This window comes from Brevibacterium sp. S111, assembly GCF_004745075.1.
Classification (GTDB): Bacteria; Actinomycetota; Actinomycetes; order Actinomycetales; family Brevibacteriaceae; genus Brevibacterium.
The window spans coordinates 18,981-37,079 of sequence record NZ_RHFH01000012.1 but is presented as its reverse complement, the minus strand read 5'-3'; the positions used below and the strand labels follow the sequence as shown (position 1 = coordinate 37,079).

At 65.9% G+C, this 18,099-nt stretch carries 17 protein-coding genes; 11 read left to right on the top strand and 6 right to left on the bottom strand.

Features of this window, described 5'->3' with window-relative positions:
* Positions 1–34: 34 nt before the first annotated feature.
* The 4 genes from EB836_RS13880 to EB836_RS13865 all read right to left on the bottom strand — a co-directional run bounded on the left by EB836_RS13880 (position 35) and on the right by EB836_RS13865 (position 3,269).
* A complete protein-coding gene (locus EB836_RS13880) occupies positions 35–1,228 on the bottom strand; it encodes an FAD-dependent monooxygenase (protein WP_135541415.1) in 1,194 nt (397 codons plus the stop codon).
* Between the two features lie 18 nt (positions 1,229–1,246).
* Complete coding sequence (locus EB836_RS13875; RefSeq protein ID WP_135541413.1) at positions 1,247–1,957, bottom strand: hypothetical protein; 711 nt, start codon at positions 1,955–1,957, stop codon at positions 1,247–1,249.
* A gap of 120 nt (positions 1,958–2,077) precedes the next feature.
* Positions 2,078–2,770: a GNAT family protein gene (locus EB836_RS13870; RefSeq protein ID WP_135541411.1), complete on the bottom strand. Its 693-nt coding sequence runs from the start codon at positions 2,768–2,770 to the stop codon at positions 2,078–2,080.
* A gap of 4 nt (positions 2,771–2,774) precedes the next feature.
* Entirely contained in the window at positions 2,775–3,269 is a 495-nt protein-coding gene (locus tag EB836_RS13865) for a MarR family transcriptional regulator (RefSeq protein ID WP_135541409.1), read from the bottom strand.
* A 197-nt stretch (positions 3,270–3,466) separates the two neighbouring features.
* On the opposite strand from EB836_RS13865, the gene sucC reads away from it, so the two are divergent.
* Together sucC and sucD are read left to right on the top strand one after the other, a co-directional pair.
* Positions 3,467–4,636, top strand: coding sequence for an ADP-forming succinate--CoA ligase subunit beta (sucC, locus tag EB836_RS13860; RefSeq protein WP_135541407.1), 1,170 nt, complete (start codon positions 3,467–3,469; stop codon positions 4,634–4,636).
* 18 nt (positions 4,637–4,654) lie between these two features.
* Entirely contained in the window at positions 4,655–5,551 is an 897-nt protein-coding gene (sucD, locus tag EB836_RS13855) for a succinate--CoA ligase subunit alpha (protein ID WP_135541405.1), read from the top strand.
* 399 nt (positions 5,552–5,950) lie between these two features.
* Here sucD and EB836_RS13850 read toward each other — a convergent pair whose 3' ends face one another.
* Entirely contained in the window at positions 5,951–6,745 is a 795-nt protein-coding gene (locus EB836_RS13850; RefSeq protein ID WP_240689989.1) for a DeoR/GlpR family DNA-binding transcription regulator, read from the bottom strand.
* Between the two features lie 79 nt (positions 6,746–6,824).
* On the opposite strand from EB836_RS13850, the gene EB836_RS13845 reads away from it, so the two are divergent.
* From EB836_RS13845 to EB836_RS13825, 5 genes are all read left to right on the top strand, one after another.
* Entirely contained in the window at positions 6,825–7,487 is a 663-nt protein-coding gene (locus EB836_RS13845) for a hypothetical protein (RefSeq protein WP_135541403.1), read from the top strand.
* Positions 7,484–8,824: an MFS transporter gene (locus EB836_RS13840; protein ID WP_135541401.1), complete on the top strand. Its 1,341-nt coding sequence runs from the start codon at positions 7,484–7,486 to the stop codon at positions 8,822–8,824. The genes EB836_RS13845 and EB836_RS13840 overlap by 4 nt, the downstream gene beginning before the upstream one ends.
* A complete protein-coding gene (locus EB836_RS13835) occupies positions 8,821–9,420 on the top strand; it encodes an ATP-binding protein (RefSeq protein WP_240689987.1) in 600 nt (199 codons plus the stop codon). Before EB836_RS13840 ends, EB836_RS13835 begins: the two co-directional genes overlap by 4 nt.
* 69 nt (positions 9,421–9,489) lie before the next feature.
* Positions 9,490–10,584 carry a beta-eliminating lyase-related protein gene (locus EB836_RS13830; protein WP_240690001.1) on the top strand — a complete coding sequence of 365 codons (1,095 nt, stop codon included), beginning with the start codon at positions 9,490–9,492 and terminating at the stop codon, positions 10,582–10,584.
* A gap of 114 nt (positions 10,585–10,698) precedes the next feature.
* Positions 10,699–11,487 (top strand): HAD family acid phosphatase, encoded by a 789-nt coding sequence (locus EB836_RS13825; protein ID WP_135541397.1) that lies wholly within the window; start codon positions 10,699–10,701, stop codon positions 11,485–11,487.
* A 27-nt stretch (positions 11,488–11,514) separates the two neighbouring features.
* Here EB836_RS13825 and EB836_RS13820 read toward each other — a convergent pair whose 3' ends face one another.
* Entirely contained in the window at positions 11,515–11,922 is a 408-nt protein-coding gene (locus tag EB836_RS13820; protein WP_135541395.1) for a universal stress protein, read from the bottom strand.
* 295 nt (positions 11,923–12,217) lie between these two features.
* Here EB836_RS13820 and EB836_RS13815 point away from each other — a divergent pair, with 295 nt between their 5' ends.
* From EB836_RS13815 to EB836_RS13800, 4 genes are all read left to right on the top strand, one after another.
* Entirely contained in the window at positions 12,218–13,594 is a 1,377-nt protein-coding gene (locus tag EB836_RS13815) for an MFS transporter (RefSeq protein ID WP_240689985.1), read from the top strand.
* A gap of 274 nt (positions 13,595–13,868) precedes the next feature.
* Entirely contained in the window at positions 13,869–14,663 is a 795-nt protein-coding gene (locus EB836_RS13810) for a DeoR/GlpR family DNA-binding transcription regulator (RefSeq protein ID WP_135541392.1), read from the top strand.
* The gene (locus EB836_RS13805; RefSeq protein ID WP_135541390.1) at positions 14,660–15,892 is read left to right on the top strand and encodes a 1-phosphofructokinase family hexose kinase; all 1,233 of its coding nucleotides are present in this window, start codon (positions 14,660–14,662) and stop codon (positions 15,890–15,892) included. Before EB836_RS13810 ends, EB836_RS13805 begins: the two co-directional genes overlap by 4 nt.
* Positions 15,889–18,099 (top strand): fructose-specific PTS transporter subunit EIIC, encoded by a 2,211-nt coding sequence (locus tag EB836_RS13800; protein WP_135541389.1) that lies wholly within the window; start codon positions 15,889–15,891, stop codon positions 18,097–18,099. The genes EB836_RS13805 and EB836_RS13800 overlap by 4 nt, the downstream gene beginning before the upstream one ends.

Sequence of the window (18,099 nt, the reverse complement as noted above, 5' to 3'; positions counted from 1 at the left end):
GGCCGCGGGGACTCCTCACCGCGGGGGAGCGAACTCACCGAGGCGGAGCCGGCGGTGACCATCTCTGCACGCTCGCGGCCTGCGCGGCGATGAGTCGCGAGGGAACGACCGAGAACACCGCGTTGCGGACCCGTGCCAACAGCGGGGAGTCGAGCTGGAACATATGCCCCATGAGACGTGACTTCCGGGCGATCGACTGTGAGCGCGGCCTGCGCAGCGCATCGTACCGGTGCAGGGCCTCATCGAGTTCTGCACGCAGCGCAGCACCGCGCTCAGCCAGCGGGGCGAGCAGCGCGGTCAGTGTCGCCGCGTCCTCGAGCGCCTGGCCGCCTCCCTGCCCGAGGTCGGGCGTCATCGCGTGCGCGGCATCGCCGAGGAGCACCACCCGGCCCCGATGGAATCGAGCCAACCGGTGGGAGAGGTCGCTGATCGGGGTGCGACGGACCGCCTCGGCGGGGGTGGCTTCGATGAGTTCGGCGATGGGGCGGTGCCAACCTGCGAACATCGCCTCGACGGTCGCCTTCTCACGGGCGAAAACGGCATCCTGGGGCATGTTCGCCACGGCGAACCAGTAGACGCGGCCATCGGCCAGCGGAGCGATGCCGAAGCGGCGCCCGCATCCCACCGATTCCCCGGCGGCACGCTCCAGATCCACCGGCACCGAGGTGATGCCCCGCCACGCGGAATAACCGGAGTACCGCGGTGCGACCGTTCTTCCGGCGACGACTGAGCGGATCCGACTGTGCAGGCCGTCGGCGGCGATGATGAGGTCGAAACGCTGCTCGGCCGCAAGCTGTGCCTCGGAATCCGTGCCGACCGCACCCGCGGTGACAGTCAGGGTGCCGTCGGTCGCGGACGCGACCGCTGCCGCGTCGGTGCGGACGGTCCCCGGTGCCAGAGCCCCGAAGAGGATCCGGTGGAGATCGGCGCGGTCGACGATGCGCAGCGCCCCGACGGAGTCGTTGGGGACCTGGGCGATCCAGCGTCCATCGGCGCGACGCTGACCTGCGGCGAAACCTTCGACACTGCGGTCGGTCACCGCGTCGAAGTCCTCGGAGAGGCCCAATGCGTCCAGTGCCGCCAGACCGTTGGCGAAGATCGACAGACCCGAACCGCCGGCCCTGACTTCGGGAGCGCGTTCGAACACGGTCACCTCGGCACCGGCTCTCTGCAGCCCGACGGCCGCAGAGAGCCCGCCGATTCCGGCTCCGACGATGGCGATCTTCATAGGCTCACGCGACTGGTCTTACTGGAGGTAGTCGCCGCAGGCTTCGGTGAGGAAGTCGCCGGCGACTTCGCCCTCTTCCCCGAGGCTGATCGCCGTCATCTGGATACCCCACCACACGCGAGGTGAGCCGCCCCACTGCTGTCGGAACTCTTCGCGGCGGCCGGGATCCTCGGCGAGGTCGTCCGCGGCAAGACCGATCCGCTCCTGCGCGTCCTCGGCAGTGCAGCGCTTCTCGTCGTCCGGGCCCTTCGGATCGAGCTCGGGGATGTCCTTGTCGTCGACGTTCTTGAGCGTGAACGCCGAGTTGCCGATCTCCTCGACCTCGAAAGTGCCGTGGAGGAGCAGGAACGGGGAGAGGTCGTCATCGACGCTGTCCGCATCGAGGGTGACGCTGACACTGTCTGGGCTGTCGGCGGTCACGGTCATCTCTCCGGAGTCGGGCACTTCGGGATTGCCGGTGTGCACGTAGACCTTGAGGTAGGCCTCGGACTTCTTCTCGGCCGCCTCGGCGAGGCCCTGCCACAGCGGGTCGGTGTCCTTCGCCCCGCCGGGTGAGGAGTCGACGATGGACACCTTCGGCGCATCCTTGGGCGTCTCGATCGGCGTGACCTCCTCCTTGCTCACCGAAGGGCGGGGCTGGGGGCGGGTCTCCTCGGGAGTCGACACGCAGGCCGTCGTCGTGGCCAGCAGCGCAGCGGCGGACAGAAGGGCAAGGGGGCGAAGTCGCATGGTTCCTCGAGGTGTCGTCAGGGGCCGTGTGGTGTCAGTTCCAGCCTAATGTCCGCCCGTGCCCGAGCCCGGGCGGACGCGCGGCGAAACGGCGAACGGGCCGGCGACGCACAGAGGGCCTCAGCCGTGGCGGGCAGCGGCGATGAGCGCGCGCAGACTCTCACGCTGGCGGCCGTCTGCATCGAAGTTCGCCTCGTCGAACCAGGCCCGGTATCCCTGCCGCAGGGACGGCCATTCGCTGTCGATGATCGAGAACCACGCGGTATCGCGGTTGCGTCCCTTGACCACGAGGTGCTGACGGAACACGCCTTCGAAGGTGAAGCCGAAGCGCTCGGCCGCCCGCTTCGACGGCACATTGTCGTCATCGCACTTCCATTCGAAGCGGCGGAATCCGGAAGCGAAGACGAGCTCGGCGCAGAGGAAGAGCGCCTCGGTGGCCGCGGCGGTCCGCGACAGACTCGGACCCCAGAGGATGTGCCCGATCTCGATGACTCCGTTGGCGGCATCGATGCGCATGAGCGCCTGCCGCCCCAGCGCCCGACCGGTGGACCGGTCGACGACGGCGAAGAACAGGGGATCGGGGCTGCCGGCCGCCTCGGCGATCCAGGAATCGAACTCCCCGCGATCGGTCTGCGGAGTCTGCGGCAGGTACCGGAACCGGTCGTCGATCCCGGTCGGTGCCGTGACTTCCGCGAAGAGGTCATCGCCGTGAGCGGCCGAATCCAAGGGTTCGAGGTCGACGAATCGACCGTGGATCGTCTCTCGCCGAGGCGGCTGTGCGCCGGTGAAGTCCGTGAGGTCAGCAGGTGGCATGGTCTCAGTCCTCGTCGCTGTCGAATCCGGTGGAGAGCTCTCGGAGCAGGGACGCGAGATTGCGGCTTCCCGCGGCCGTGAGTCCGCTGAGGATCGCCCGTTCCTTCACGAGCAGATCGGCCAGTGCGGAGTCGACGGTGGCGCGACCGCTCTCGGTGAGGTGGACGAGCACCCCGCGTCGGTCTCCGGGATCCGGCCGACGTTCGACCCAGCCGCGGGTGACGAGCCGGTCGATGCGGTTGGTCATCGTCCCGCTGGTGACCAGGGTCTCCTGCAGCAGCGTCGAGGGGGAGAGCTGATAGGGTTCGCCCGAGCGGCGCAGGGCGGAGAGGACATCGAAGGCCCATCCCTCGATGCCGTAATCGGAGAAGCTCGACTTCCGAGCCAGATCCAACTGCCTGGCCAATCGCGAGACGCGGGAGAGGATCTCCATCGGAGAGACATCGAGGTCCGGACGCTCACGCCGCCAGGCTGCGACTATTCGATCTACTTCGTCCATGCAACGATTTTACGTCCATATCAAGAATCTTGACGCCAAAGATACTTTTTGACGAGACATTGCTTACCCCCAACGTCTATTTGACATGCGCGTTTGGATGGACGGGTGCCTTTGGGAATATGGTTGTCCTTGGTTGTTGCATCCGTCAACGAACCTGCAGGGGCCAACCACCCGGCAGCAGAAACGAAGGAATACACGTGGATCTTTTCGAGTATCAAGCACGTGACCTGTTCGAGAAGCACGGAGTGCCCGTGCTCAAGGCTCAGGTCGCGACGACGCCAGAAGAAGCGAAGAAGGCAGCCGAGGCTCTCGGCGGCGGAACCGTGGTCGTGAAGTCTCAGGTCAAGATGGGCGGCCGCGGAAAGGCCGGCGGCGTCAAGGTCGCGAAGAACCCTGATGAGGCCGAAGCCCGGGCCAAGGACATCCTCGGACTCGACATCAAGGGTCACGTCACCGAAAAGGTGATGATCGCCGAAGGTGCCGACATCGCGGAGGAGTACTACTTCTCCGTCCTCCTCGACCGCTCCAACCGCACCTATCTGGCCATGTGCTCGAAGGAAGGCGGCATGGAGATCGAGCAGCTCGCCGTGGAACGCCCGGAAGCGCTCGCCAAGATCCCCGTCTCCGCCATCGACGGCATCAACGATGCCAAGGCTGCCGAGATCGCCGAGGCTGCCGGCTTCGACGCCGACACCGCCGCGAAGATCGCTCCCGTCCTGACGAGCCTGTGGACCGTCTTCGAGTCCGAGGACGCCACCCTGGTCGAGGTCAACCCTCTGGTCAAGACCGGTGCCGGCGACATCATCGCCCTCGACGGCAAGGTCTCCCTGGACGACAACGCCGACTTCCGCCACAAGGAGCACGAGGAGCTGCGCGACATCAGCGCAGAGAACCCTCTCGAGCTCAAGGCCAAGAAGCTCGACCTCAACTACGTCAAGCTCGACGGCGAAGTCGGAATCATCGGCAACGGTGCGGGTCTGGTCATGTCGACCCTCGACGTCGTCGCCTACGCCGGTGAGAAGCACTCGAACGTCAAGCCCGCGAACTTCCTCGACATCGGAGGCGGCGCCTCGGCTGAGGTCATGGCCAACGGACTCGACGTCATCCTCGGCGATGACCAGGTCAAGTCCGTCTTCGTCAACGTCTTCGGCGGAATCACCGCCTGTGACGCCGTGGCCGACGGCATCGTCAAGGCCCTCGAGATCCTTGGGTCGCAGGCCACCAAGCCGCTGGTCGTCCGCCTCGACGGCAACAACGTGGAAGAGGGGCGCGCCATCCTGCAGAAGGCCGCGCACCCGCTCGTCACGCTCACTGACACGATGGACGGTGGAGCCGACAAGGCCGCCGAACTGGCTGCTGCCAAGTAAGGAAAGGTCTTTACAACAATGTCTGTCTTTCTGAATTCCGATTCGAAGATCATCGTCCAGGGCATCACCGGCGGAGAGGGCTCGAAGCACACTGCTCGCATGCTCGCTGCCGGATCGAACATCGTCGGCGGTGTCAACGCCCGCAAGGCCGGCACCACCGTGAAGCACAATGACAAGGACGGCAACGAGGTCGAGCTCCCCGTCTTCGCCTCCGTGTCCGAAGCGATGGAAGCCACCGGTGCCGATGTGTCCGTGGCCTTCGTGCCGCCGGCCTTCTCCAAGGACGCCGCGATCGAGGCCATCGACGCGAAGATCGGGCTGCTCGTCATCATCACCGAGGGCATCCCGGTCCAGGACTCGGCCGAAGTCTGGGCTCGTGCTCAGGCGGCCGGCAACGCCACCCGCATCATCGGGCCCAACTGCCCGGGCATCATCACCCCCGGCGAGTCGCTGGCCGGCATCATTCCGGCCAACATCACGAAGAAGGGCAAGCTCGGACTGGTCTCGAAGTCCGGCACGCTGACCTACCAGATGATGTACGAGCTGCGTGACCTCGGCTTCTCCACCGCCATCGGCATCGGCGGAGACCCGGTCATCGGCACCACGCACATCGATGCGCTCGAAGCCTTCGAGGCCGACCCGGAGACCGAAGCCATCGTCATGATCGGCGAAATCGGCGGCGACGCCGAAGAGCGTGCAGCCGCCTTCATCAAGGAGAACGTGACGAAGCCGGTCGTCGGCTACGTCGCAGGCTTCACCGCTCCCGAGGGCAAGACCATGGGCCACGCCGGCGCCATCGTCTCCGGCTCCTCGGGAACCGCCCAGGCTAAGAAGGAAGCCCTCGAGGCTGCGGGCGTCAAGGTCGGCAAGACCCCGACCGAGACCGCCGAACTCATGCGCGAACTCCTCGCCTGAGTCCCAGTGCGAACCGGCCGTCGCTGATACCAGCGCGGTCCGGCCGAGGCTGACACCAGCGCGCCAGAGGTGCCCACGTACGTCACACGTGACGTGTGGAGGCACTCCTGGCGCGCTGTTGTGTGTTCGGACCGTGCGTATCCGGACCGTGCGCGTTCGGATCGTGCGCGTTCGGACCGGGTTTTCGGCTCGTGCCTGCGCGGTTCGTGCCTGCTCGTGCCGGCACTGAGCCGGACCGGGAGCAAACCGCACTGGTGGGGAGCGCCCCACACCGTTGGCGGCAGAACACCGCGTTCGGCACAATTCGCCTCGGCGGCCGCGGAACACCCCGGTGCAACGGGAGTGTGTGGAGTTGCCGGTGGGTGATGCCCGGTGGAAGACGCCCGACGAGCGTAGGTCTCAGGCGTACTCGAGGTGGATTCCGGAGTCCTCGAGGCGGGTGCGTTCCTTCTCGGGCAGACGGTCATCGGTGATGATGAGGTCGAGTTCGTCGAGGTTGAGGGCCCTGAACCTGGCATGAGTGCCGAACTTCGACGAATCGGCCACGAGGATCGTGCGCTCCGCCGCCTGATCCGCCGCGCGTTTGAGCGTCAGTTTGTCCGTCTCCGAGGTGGTCAGGCCATGATCGAGGTCCCAGGCGCCGGCGCTGAGGAAGGCCATGTCGATCGACATGGCGTTCAGTGTCGCTGCTGCCAGGGGACCGCTCGAGGAGCCGCTGTTGCTGTCGATGGTGCCGCCGGTGTGGATCGCCATGACGTCTTCGGCCATGAGCCGCATGGCCGAAAGGAAGTCGTTGGTCACGACGGTGATATCGCTGATGGTCAGGAGGCGTTCGACGATCGCTTCGCAGGTGGTGCCGGCATCGAGGAAGACCGTCGAACCCGGACGGACATGAGCGGCGGCCGCTCGAGCGATCGCCTGCTTCGCCGGCGTCTCGAGCTCGGTGCGCGGTGCCCGCTCGACGGGTGTCTGCTGGCGCGGAGAGCCGATCAGCCGGACGCCCCCAGGGACCGATTCGACCAGACCCGCCTCTTCGAGTGCCGCTATATCGCGACGCACCGTCATATGGGAGACGTTCATCGTCTCGGTGAGTTCACGTACGCTGAGCGCCACGGAGGCACGGAGCAGCTCGACGATCTCGTGCTGTCGCTGATCGGGGATCAGCGGGGCGGAGGGCTTCGGATGTGGGGGCACGATTCCAGGGTACCAACAATGCACACATGTTCACATCGATTCCCAAAGCGTGTGAATATATGTGATAGCGTGCGTGAATATGTTAACGAAGTTCGAGGCCCTCCGAGCCATCCATGACACCGGAGCCGTGCTCATCATCCGACTCGATTCCGAAGACGAAGCACTCGCCGTCGCCCATGCGGCGATCGCCGGCGGAATCCGTGCCCTTGAGATCACGCTCTCGGTGCCCGGCGCCAAGCGCATCATCACAGCGCTGAGCGAAGAGTACTCCGCTCAGGGCGTCGTCATCGGGGCAGGAACCGTCCTTGACGCGCAGTCGGCCTACAGCTGCATCGAGGCGGGCGCGCAGATGCTCGTGAGCCCGAACCTCGACCGCGGGATGCTCGAGGTCGCCAACCGCTACCAGGCGGTGAGCATCAGCGGCGCGTTCACCCCCACCGAGGTGGTCGAGACCCTCAGCGCCGGTGCTGACATCGTCAAACTGTTCCCGACCGAGATCTCGGGTCCCGGATATCTCAAGACCGTCCGCGCCCCCTTGGCCCAAGCGCCGATCCTGCCCGCAGGCAGTGCGACCCCCGAGAACGTCTCGGAGTGGATCGACGCGGGTGCCGCGGCGATCGGTGTCGGCAGCTCAGTGACCAAGGCGGCTCGCAGCAGCGGAGACTGCGGTGACGTCACCACCGCTGCCCGCACCATGCTCGCGGCCATCGCTTCGGCGCGCGGACACGGAGATCAGGAATGAGCGCCGTGGCCAGCCCCCGTCGCACGGCGAGGACGCGCAACCCGCGACGGATCCGCTGGATCTTCGTCACCCTGCTGGTCATCGGCGGCATCGTCAACTACCTCGACCGCTCCACCCTCAGCGTGGGCAATACGACCATCGCGCAGGAGTTCGACCTCAGCGCGACCCAGATGGGCCTTCTGCTTTCGGCTTTCTCCTGGCCCTACGCGATCGCGAATCTGCCGGCCGGCTACCTCGTCGACAAATTCGGTGCGAAGAAGATGTTCGCGTTCGCCTCCGGTGCCTGGTCACTGGTGGGCATGGTCACCGCTGCGGCGAATTCCTTCGGCGTGCTCTATGCGCTGCGAGTGGCGCTCGGAGTCGCGGAATCTCCGTTCTTCACGGCCGGTCTCAAGGTCAATGAACGTTGGTTCTCCGCCAAGGAGCGCGCGTTCCCGATCGCCCTGGTCAACACCGGTTCGCAGATCGCCAACGCGCTGGCGCCACCTCTGCTGACCTTCCTGATGCTCACGATGTCCTGGCGCGGCATGTTCATCATCGTCGGCGCCCTCGGCATCATCGTCATGCTCGTGTGGCTGCGCATCTACCGCGACCCGACGCTGCGTGAGGAGCACATCCTCAAGGGCGACGACGCCGCCGATGCCGCAGCCGACGAGATCTCGGACCAGCTCGATGAGGCCACCGAGGCCGAAGCCGACGCCGTGGTCGAAGGCGCCGAGAAGGTCGGCTGGGGGACTCTGTTCACGAAGCCGAACACCTACTTCATGATCATCGGCGCCTTCGGCATCTTCTACACGGTCTGGGTCTACCTCACCTGGCTGCCCAGCTACATCGAGACCGATCTCGGCTTCAGCCTGCAGGAGACCGGGTGGCTCGCGGCGCTGCCGTTCCTCATGGGTGTGCTCGGAGTCCTCGCGGGAGGATGGTTCTCCGGCGTCCTCATCCGACAGGGCAGGCCCGCGATCTTCGCCCGCAAGGTTCCGATCGTCGGCGGCGCCGTCCTCGCGGCCGCCTCGGTGTTCCCGACGGCCTATGTCGACAATGTGCCGCTGATCATCGTGCTGCTGTGCCTGGGCTACTTCTTCTCGCAGGTGCCGATCGGCTGCCTGTGGACCCTGGCCTCCGATGTGGCACCGAGCGAGCAGGTCGCCTCCTTGGGCGCGATCCAGAACTTCGGCGGGTTCATCGGCGCTGCCCTGGCCCCGGTCGTCACCGGCTGGCTCGTCGACACCACCGGAAACTTCAACTCGGTGTTCCTCGTCGGCGCAGTGCTGCTCGTCATCGGAGCGATCTCCTATGGCTTCTTCGTCAAGGACCGCAGCCGGGAGCGGCAGTGATCGGCTCAGAGACCCCGACGGTCTTCGTCGTCATCGGCCCCGCCGGCAGCGGCAAGTCCAGCGTGAGCACGGCACTTGCCGCCGAATTCGGAGCCGCCCTCCTCGACAAGGACGTCGTCTGCGGGCGACTGACCGAGGCACTGCTCGAGATCGCCGGAACCGACCCCTGCGGACGAGACGACAACCCCATCTATCAGGATCGCGTGATGGACCTCGAGTACCAGACGCTGCTCGCGGTCGCCGGCGACAACCTGCGGCTGGGCCGCAGCGTCGTCCTCGACGCCCCCTTCGGCCGCTACCTTCCCGATGCTTCCTTCCTCGAGGACAATGCCGGCGACCATGACTGGCCGCAGGCCGAATGGGTCGTCGTCCGCGTCGCCGTCGATGGTGAGGCCATCCGCGAGCGGGTAGCGGCCCGAGGGCTGTCGCGCGATCATTGGAAGCTCGAGAACTGGGACGAATTCTGGTCGCGTGCCTCAGCCGTCGAGTGCCTGTGGCGGGGAGTGAGGATCGTCGACGTCGACAATGACAGACACGGCTTCGACAGCGCCGAGGTGATCAGGCAGACCAGAGCCCAGCTCAGCGATCGCGGATGAGCCATGGCTTCGGATCAGAATGCGCCGGTCGGGAAGTGGCGATACCCTGAAGCTGTGAACGACGACACACTGACAGCAGACGGCCGGACGTCAGCCCCGGCACCCGAATCCTCCCTCGCGGCCCATCCGCGCAACTTCGGCTCGGACAACTGGGCGGGTGCCCACCCGGAGGTCATCACCGCCATCGCCGAGGCCAATGTCGGCCATGCGCCCGGCTACGGCGACGACCCGTGGACGGCGCATCTCCACGAGGTGATGAAGGGACATTTCGGCCCCAGCGCACAGGCGTTCCCGGTCTTCAACGGCACCGGTGCCAATGTGCTGGCCCTGCAGTCGGCACTGCCTCGCTGGGCTGCGGTGATCACGGCCGCCTCGGCGCACATCAACTACGACGAGACCGGCGCACCCGAGAAAGTCGGCGGACTCAAGATCGTCGGTGCCGCGACCGAGAACGGCAAGCTCACCCCGGAGACCATCAGGGGTGCGATCGTCGGCCGCGGTTCCGAGCACAATGCCCAACCGCTGGCTGTGAGCATCTCCCAGTCCACGGAATGGGGCACGACCTACACCCCCGACGAAAGCGCGGCGATCGCCGACACCGCGCATGAACTCGACATGCTCGTCCACGTCGACGGCTCCCGCCTCGGCAACGCCGCCGCCCATCTCGGGGTCGGTTTGGGCGACATCACGACCGCGGTCGGGGTCGACATCGTCAGCCTCGGCGGAACGAAGAACGGCCTGCTCGGCGCCGAGGCAGTCATCGTCCTCAACCCCGACATCAGCCAGGGCATGCGTTTCCTGCGAAAGATGAATCTGCAGCTGGCGTCGAAGATGCGCTTCCTGTCCGCCCAGCTCAACGCGCTGTACGGAGGCGACCTGTGGCGGGTTTCGGCGACCGCGTCGAACGACATGGCCGAGTACCTCGCCGAAAGACTCGCCGAGGCCGCCGAGAGCAAGGGCATGGTCGGGCTCGAGATCGTGCAGAGGGTCGAGTCGAACGTCGTGTTCGTGCGCATGCCCGCCGAGGTGGCCGAGCGTGCGCGACAGAAGTTCGCTTTCGCGGACTGGCCCTTGGAGACGGGCATCGTCCGTCTCATGTGCGCCTTCGACACGACGAGAGAGGACGTCGACGCGCTCGTCGCCGCCATCGCCGGCAACGACTGATCCGACGCTCCCAGGCTGCTGCGGAGCCGTCGAGCGGCCGTGCCGGCCACGACGGCTGATGCCCGCCTGAGCTGACAGTTGTCCGTAAAGAAGAACACTGAAGAAGGAAGATGAATGAAGAAGGCCCTCGTTCCTGCCCTGACGATTCTGCTCGTGCTCATCGTCGGGGTGATCGGATACATCCTCAATTCGGGTCCGGTATCGGGTGACGAAGCGGCGGATGACTGCGACGTCTCGGCCTACACCATGGGTGTGAAGTGGCAGCAGCAGAGCGCCGAGGCGATGGCACTGCAGGGACAGACCTATGAGATGGCTGCGCGTCAGCTCGACAAGGCCGTTTCCAAGGCCCCGGACGGGGAAGATCTGGCCATCATGACCGACCTCGATGAGACTGCCATCGACAATTCGAAGCTGCTGGCCCGCGATATCGCCAAGTGCCATGACTTCAGCGGCTGGGACACGTGGGACGACTGGGAGAAGAACGGGGAGCCGACCATGATCCCCGGTGCGTTGGCATTCTTCGAACATGCCGACCAGCTCGGAGTCGACATCTACTACGTCTCGGACCGGACGGAAGAGAATCGGGCGGAGAATGTCGAAGCCATTGCCAAGCTGGGCCTGCCCCAGGCCGATGACGACCACGTGATGCTGCTGGGCCCGCCGAAGGACGAACGGCGTGCGAAGGTCGAGGCGAACCACACCCTGCTCATGCAGCTCGGTGACACCCTGCACGATTTCGATGGCGCATTCGCGGATGCGTCCGTCGACGAGCAGAGGGAGCTGGTGGAGAAGAACCGTGCGAAGTTCGGCACCGAATGGATCGTCCTGCCCAATCCGACTTATGGCGACTGGAGCGAATCCGACCTGGACGAATGGGACGCACCGGTTCGCACCGATGACTGAAGTCGGTTGGCGAGCCGGCGCGCGCGACTACTTCTTCGTGCGGTCGACCTTCACAGACACGACGGGAACATCGGAGTCGAGGATGATCCGCTGCGCCGTCGAGCCCATGATGAGCTTGCCGACGGGGGAGCGGCGACGGGAGCCGATGACGATCATTCGGGTATCGGCGGTCGCCTCGGCCAGCGCCAGGAGCTCTTCGACGGGATCGTTGCCGCGGAGGAATTGAAGGATCTCGTGGGAGACCTCGGAAGACTGCAGCGTCTCCTTGAGCTCTTCGATGTCTTTGCTGGTGGCCACACCGCGTTCGTCGGGAGTCTCACCTATTCCGGCATTGAGCACGACGAGGACATCGTCGAATGCGCGGGCCTGCTCGATTCCGAATTCGACAGCGGCCTTGCCTTCGGGCGAGGGGGAATAACCGACGAGGATTGTCATGATCTCTCCTGGTGCGACATTGGACGAAGCTCCCTCAATTTGTAGCACACCCGCCCCTGTCCACCGGGCGGCGGTTCGCATCTCGGAGCGAGAATCGCGCAGACGAGATTGAGACATTCCTCACTCGGCCCGCCAGAGCACGGGCGTCAGCAGCGACCGCCTGGCCGTATTCGGCGAGGTTTCGTGCGTCCGGTTGCGGATTTCGATGGCGGCAACGATGCGTCAGCCGCTTGTCCGGGGCAGTAAGGTGACCTGGGCGCTCTGTGCGTCATACACGAAACAGAAGGAAGACTCAGTGACAGATTCGCAAGAGAAGCTCGGCCGGGTGAGCGCCTCCGGCGCCGATGGTGAGAAGAAATCGGAATGGCAGACCGTCAAGGCCATCATCGCGGCCTCGTCGGGCAACCTCGTCGAATGGTTCGACTTCTATATCTACGCCTTCTTCAGCGTCTACTTCGCTGAGCAGTTCTTCGTCGAGGGCAACCCGACCCTGTCGCTCATGCAGTCCGCCGGCGTCTTCTTCGTCGGCTTCCTCATGCGTCCCATCGGCGGCTACATCTTCGGTCGCGCCGCCGACCGGATGGGCCGTAAGAACTCGATGCTCATCTCGATCCTGCTCATGTGCGCCGGCTCCCTGTGCATGGCGATCCTGCCGACCAGCGCGACCGTCGGATCCTGGGCGGCCATCCTGCTGCTGCTCGTGCGCATGGTCCAGGGACTCGCCGTCGGCGGTGAGTACGGTGCGACCGCGACCTACATGTCCGAAGTCGCCACCGAAGGCAAGCGCGGCTTCTACTCCTCCTTCCAGTACGTCACCCTCATCGGCGGACAGCTGCTGGCCAGCCTCTTGGCCGTCATCATGACCCACACCCTGGGCACCGAGCAGATCGAGGACGGATGGTGGCGTCTGCCGTTCGTCATCGGGGCCGCGGCCGCCATCGTCTCCATCTGGCTGCGCCGCGGACTCACCGAGACCACCTCGGCTGACACCCGCAAGGATGAGAACTCGGGCAGCTTCTGCGAGGTTCTGCGTCACCCTCGCGCCTTCCTCGTCGTGCTCGGCATCACCTGCGTCGGTTCGCTCGTGTTCTACGTCTTCACCACCTATATGCAGAAGTTCCTGCTGCTGCAGAACGAAGGCACCCCCGGCGAGGAGATCTTCAACAAGGGCTCCATCGCTGATCTGATGACGATCTGTCTGCTCATCTTCGTCTTCATGCAGCCCCTGGCCGGCATGCTCTCGGACAAGATCGGCCGGAAGAACAACATGCTCATCTTCGTCATCGGCATGATCGCCCTGCCCATCCCGATGCTGAGCATGATCGGCAAGGCCCAGTCGATGGTCACCGCCGGCATCCTCATCATCATCGCCATGGCGTTCATCAGCATGTACACCTCGATCTCCGGCATCGTGAAGGCCGAGATGTTCCCCGCCCACATCCGCGGCATCGGCGTCGGGTTCACCTACGCGATCGGCAACTCGCTCTTCGGCGGGTCCGCCGAGTACGTCGCCCTGTGGTTCCGCGACGCCGGAATGGCCACCTGGTTCGCCATCTATGTCGTCATCGTCGCGATCGTCGGCTTCGTGGCCGTGCTGTTCATGCACGACAACCGGAAGCATTCGACGATCGACAATGCCGATTCCTCGGCGTACAAGCGCGTCGGGCGCTGATTCGTCGGCCCTGATCCCATCACCGAGGCGGCCCGCCGCGGCCGCGTCTGACGAGTGCCCCAGAACGCCGAGTTCTGGGGCACTTGTCATCTGCATCGCCGCTCGCGGACCGACGCTGTGACGTTCCGTAAGAACATGATGTTGGAATAAGTGGATATGCGTTGGAGTGTGATTGACGATACGTGAATAGCGTCATAAGATCATTCAAACCAACAGATAACCACGTGGGTTTCGTCCGGATCGACGACGAACCGCGCGAAGGAAAGGGCCGGACGTGTTCGCTGAAGAACGGCAACGACGTATCGCTGATCTGGTCAGCGAAGCGGGGCGGGTCAGTGTCACCGATCTGGCAGCCGACTTCGACATCACCACGGAAACCGTCCGCCGCGATCTCGCCGCACTCGAGAAGGCCGGATCTCTGCAGCGCGTCCACGGGGGAGCGGTGCCGTGTCGCCCGCACAGCCTCGAAGAGCTGACATTCGATGACCGCGAGATCCACAATCTCGACGAAAAGACCACGATCGCGCAGTCCGCGCTGAGCCTGTTGGACGAGACGATGAGCATCTCCTTGGACGGAGGGACGACCTGCGCGGCGTTCGCCCGAGCGATCGCACACGAAGCCCATGAACGTCGCTCTGCCGGACAGGCTCCCCGGCAGCTGCGCGTGATCACGAACTCCCTGTCGGTCATCGACAGTCTGGCCGGAGCACCCGGGGTCGAGATCTTCGTCCTTCCCGGTCGTTTTCGTCCGGTCACTCGTGCCATGGTCGGACCGCAGACGATTGCGGCCATCGACGGTCACCGTGTCGATCTCGCTGTGCTCGGCACCAACGGACTCGGCGACGACGGCGTCTCCACTCCCGACCACGACGAGGCGGCGACGAAGTCGGCGTTCGTCAACTCCGGACGCAAGGTCGTCGTGCTCGCCGACTCTGCGAAATTCGGTGCCGTCTCCCTGGTGCGCTTCGCCGCATTGGACCAGATCGATGTCCTCATCACCGACGCGGTGCCCGGCGAGCCGATGTCGACTCACTTGGAGAATGCGGAGGTCGAGGTGGTCGCTCCATGATCCTCACCCTGACAGCGAATCCGAGTCTCGACCGGACCATCGAACTCGGCGGCCCCGTTCTCCGTGGTCAGGTGCAGCGGGCGGTCTGGGCCGGACAGCAGCCCGGCGGCAAGGGCGTCAACGTCTCTCGTGCAGTGGCAGCGGCCGATCGCGTGACCCTGGCGGTTCTGCCCGGAGACAGCGACGATCCCGTGCTCACCGGACTCGATGCGATCGGACTGGCTCACCGCTCCGTTCCCACCGGCACACCGCTGCGGTCCAATATCACCGTCACCGAGCCCGACGGCACGACGACGAAGATCAACGAACCCGGCTCCTCCCTGAGCCCGCACAGCCAGGCCGATCTGCTCGACCTCGTGGCAGAGCTGGCCGCCGAGGCAGAGTGGGTCGTCCTGGCCGGATCTCTGCCTCCGGGAGTCGGCGATGACTTCTACGCCCGGGCCATCGTACGCATCCGTGAACTCGACGAACCTCCCTCCATCGCCGTTGACACTTCCGGGGGTCCCCTGGCTGCGGCACTGCAGGCATCACCGGATCTCATCAAGCCGAACGCGGAAGAGCTCGCCGAGCTCCTCGGCGCCGCAGGACTGCTGCAGGCCGCCGGTCTCCGCGAAGAAGCTCAGCCGCACTGCGACGGTCACCCGAGCGGACAGCCCGCATCGGCCCAACCGCTCGAGGTCCCAAAGCCGCTCGAGACCACAGAACCGCTCGAGGCCCCGGAACCGCTCGAAACAGCGGAGCTGTTCGAGATCGCCGCACGGCTGGAATCGTCACCGCAGCTCACCGCCCGAGCCGCTTCGACCCTGCTCGCAGCGGCCGGCCCTCGCCCTCGTTCGATACTTGCGACCCTGGGTGCCGGAGGCGCAGTTCTCGCTCTGCCCGAGACCGTCTGGCACGCCAAGCACCCGCCGATGGAGGTCGTGAGCACCGTGGGCGCAGGCGACTCCACTCTGGCCGGGTACCTGCTCGGTCTCACCCGCGGTCGTGAACCCGGTGAGGCGCTGGCCCAGGCCGTCGCCTATGGAGCCGCTGCCGCCCGGATGCGCGGCACCGGGGTGCCGAGCCCGGAGGATGCACGAACCGACGCGGTGACCGTGACACCCCTGACTGCCCCCGAAACACCATCCGCGGGCACACCCGAGCACACATCCGCATACGCACCGATCGACGATCTTTCCCACCGACATCATCAACAGGGCTCAGTCCCCGAAGCCGAGGAGGCACGATGACATCGCTCATCACAACGGAACTGGTGATCCTCGACGCGGATCAGGGGACGGAGTCGTCCGCTGTCATCCGCGCCATGGCCACCGCAATCGCCGAACAGGGCCGCGCGAACTCCGCCGAAGGGCTGGCGACCGCGGCGATCGCCCGCGAGGAGAAGACCCCGACGGGTGTTCCCGGCGGCATCGCCATCCCGCACGCCCGCACCGACGCGGTCACCACGCCGAGCTTGGCGATGGCTCGTCTCAACCCGCCGGTCGACTTCGGCGCCAAGGACGGACCCGCCGATCTCGTATTCATGATCGCCGCCCCGGACGGTGCCGGGAAGGAACACCTCGCACTGCTGTCGAAGCTCGCCCGCTCCCTGGTGAAGAAGGACTTCGTCGCCTCCCTGCGCGCTGCCGCGACCGAGCAGGAAGTCGTCGACCTCGTCGAGACCGCCCTCGGCCTGCGCGAAGCGGACACCGAGCACGCACCCGCCGGCTCCACCGCAGCGAACCCCGGTGACACCGCCGCAGCGTCCGCAACTGCAGCAGCGTCCGCAACCGCCGCGGCCCCAGCCTCCGCAGACTCAGCCTCGGCCGCCGAAGACCCCCGCCGCGTCGTTGCCGTCACGGCCTGCCCGACGGGAATCGCTCACACCTACATGGCCGCCGACGCCCTCGTCCAGGCCGGGTCCGAAATGGGCATCGACGTCGTCACCGAGACCCAGGGCTCGAGCGGCACGACCCCGATCGACCAGTCCATCATCGATGGCGCCGACGCCGTCGTCTTCGCCGTCGATGTCGACGTCCGCGACAAGGCCCGTTTCGCGGGCAAACCCTATGTGCAGGTGCCGGTCAAAGCCGGAATCGACGATCCGCAGGGGCTCATCCGCAAAGCCCTCGCCGAGGCGGACACCCCGAACGGCCGCAGACTCGCCGCCGCTCACACCGCCGACGAGGAATCGTCGAACTCGACAAGCTCACGGGAAAGCATCGGTGCCCACCTCAAGCGGGTGCTGCTGACCGGCGTCAGCTATATGATCCCCTTCGTCGCCGCCGGCGGTCTGCTCATGGCTCTGGGCTTCCTCCTCGGCGGATTCGACATTCCCGACTACTCCGAGGACATCGTCCTGGGCAACTCCCTGTGGAACCTGCCCACCGAATACGGCGACCTGGCGCTGGGACCGGTCGGTGCCTACCTGGGGGCCGTCTCCTTCCAGATCGGCAACCTGTCGATGGGCTTCCTCGTCGCCGCACTGGCCGGCTACATCGCCTACGCAATCGCCGACCGGCCCGGAATCGCCCCCGGATTCACCGTCGGTGCCGTGGCCGTGCTCATGGGCGCCGGCTTCATCGGCGGCATCATCGGCGGACTCCTCGCCGGCTATATCGCCCACTGGATCGGTTCCTTCGCCGCGCCGAGGTGGCTGCGCGGGCTGATGCCGGTCGTGATCATTCCGCTGGTGGCCTCCCTCGTCTCCTCGGGTCTGATGTTCATGGTCCTCGGCGGACCGATCAGCGCCCTGACCGAGGGCCTCAACAGCTGGCTGAGCTCGATGACCGGAACCGCTGCCGTCCTCCTCGGACTCATCCTCGGCGTCATGATGGCCGTCGACCTGGGCGGGCCGGTCAACAAGGTCGCGTACTCGTTCGCCGTCGCCGGACTCGCCGCAGGCTCCGTCGAGAACCCGGTGCCCTGGGAGATCATGGCCACGGTCATGGCCGCCGGAATGGTTCCGCCCCTGGCCATGGCGCTGGCCACAGCGCTGCGTCCCCGCATCTTCTCCCAAGCGGAGAAGGAGAACGGAAAGGCCGCGTGGCTGCTCGGTGCCGCGTTCATCTCCGAAGGAGCGATTCCCTTCGCCGCCTCCGATCCGCTGCGCGTGATCCCCGCCTCGATCGTCGGCGCCGGCGTCACGGGCGGCATGACGATGGCCTTCTCCGTGACCAGCCAGGCCCCGCACGGCGGAGTGTTCGTCTTCTTCGCCATCGACTCGTTCCTGCTGTTCCTGCTCTCCATCGTCGTCGGCACGATCATCAGCGCCCTGCTGGTGCTGGTGCTGAAGATCTTCGTCCGCAAGGGCGGTGCAGCCGGCCTCGCCGAGGCGACCGCTCCGGCGGCATCGAAGTCGACCGCGACCGCATCGACCGATTCCGGAGCCGTTGCGTCCGATGCGGCGCAGGCCGACGAACCGGTGTCCTCGAAGGCTGACGCTTCGCGAGTCTGA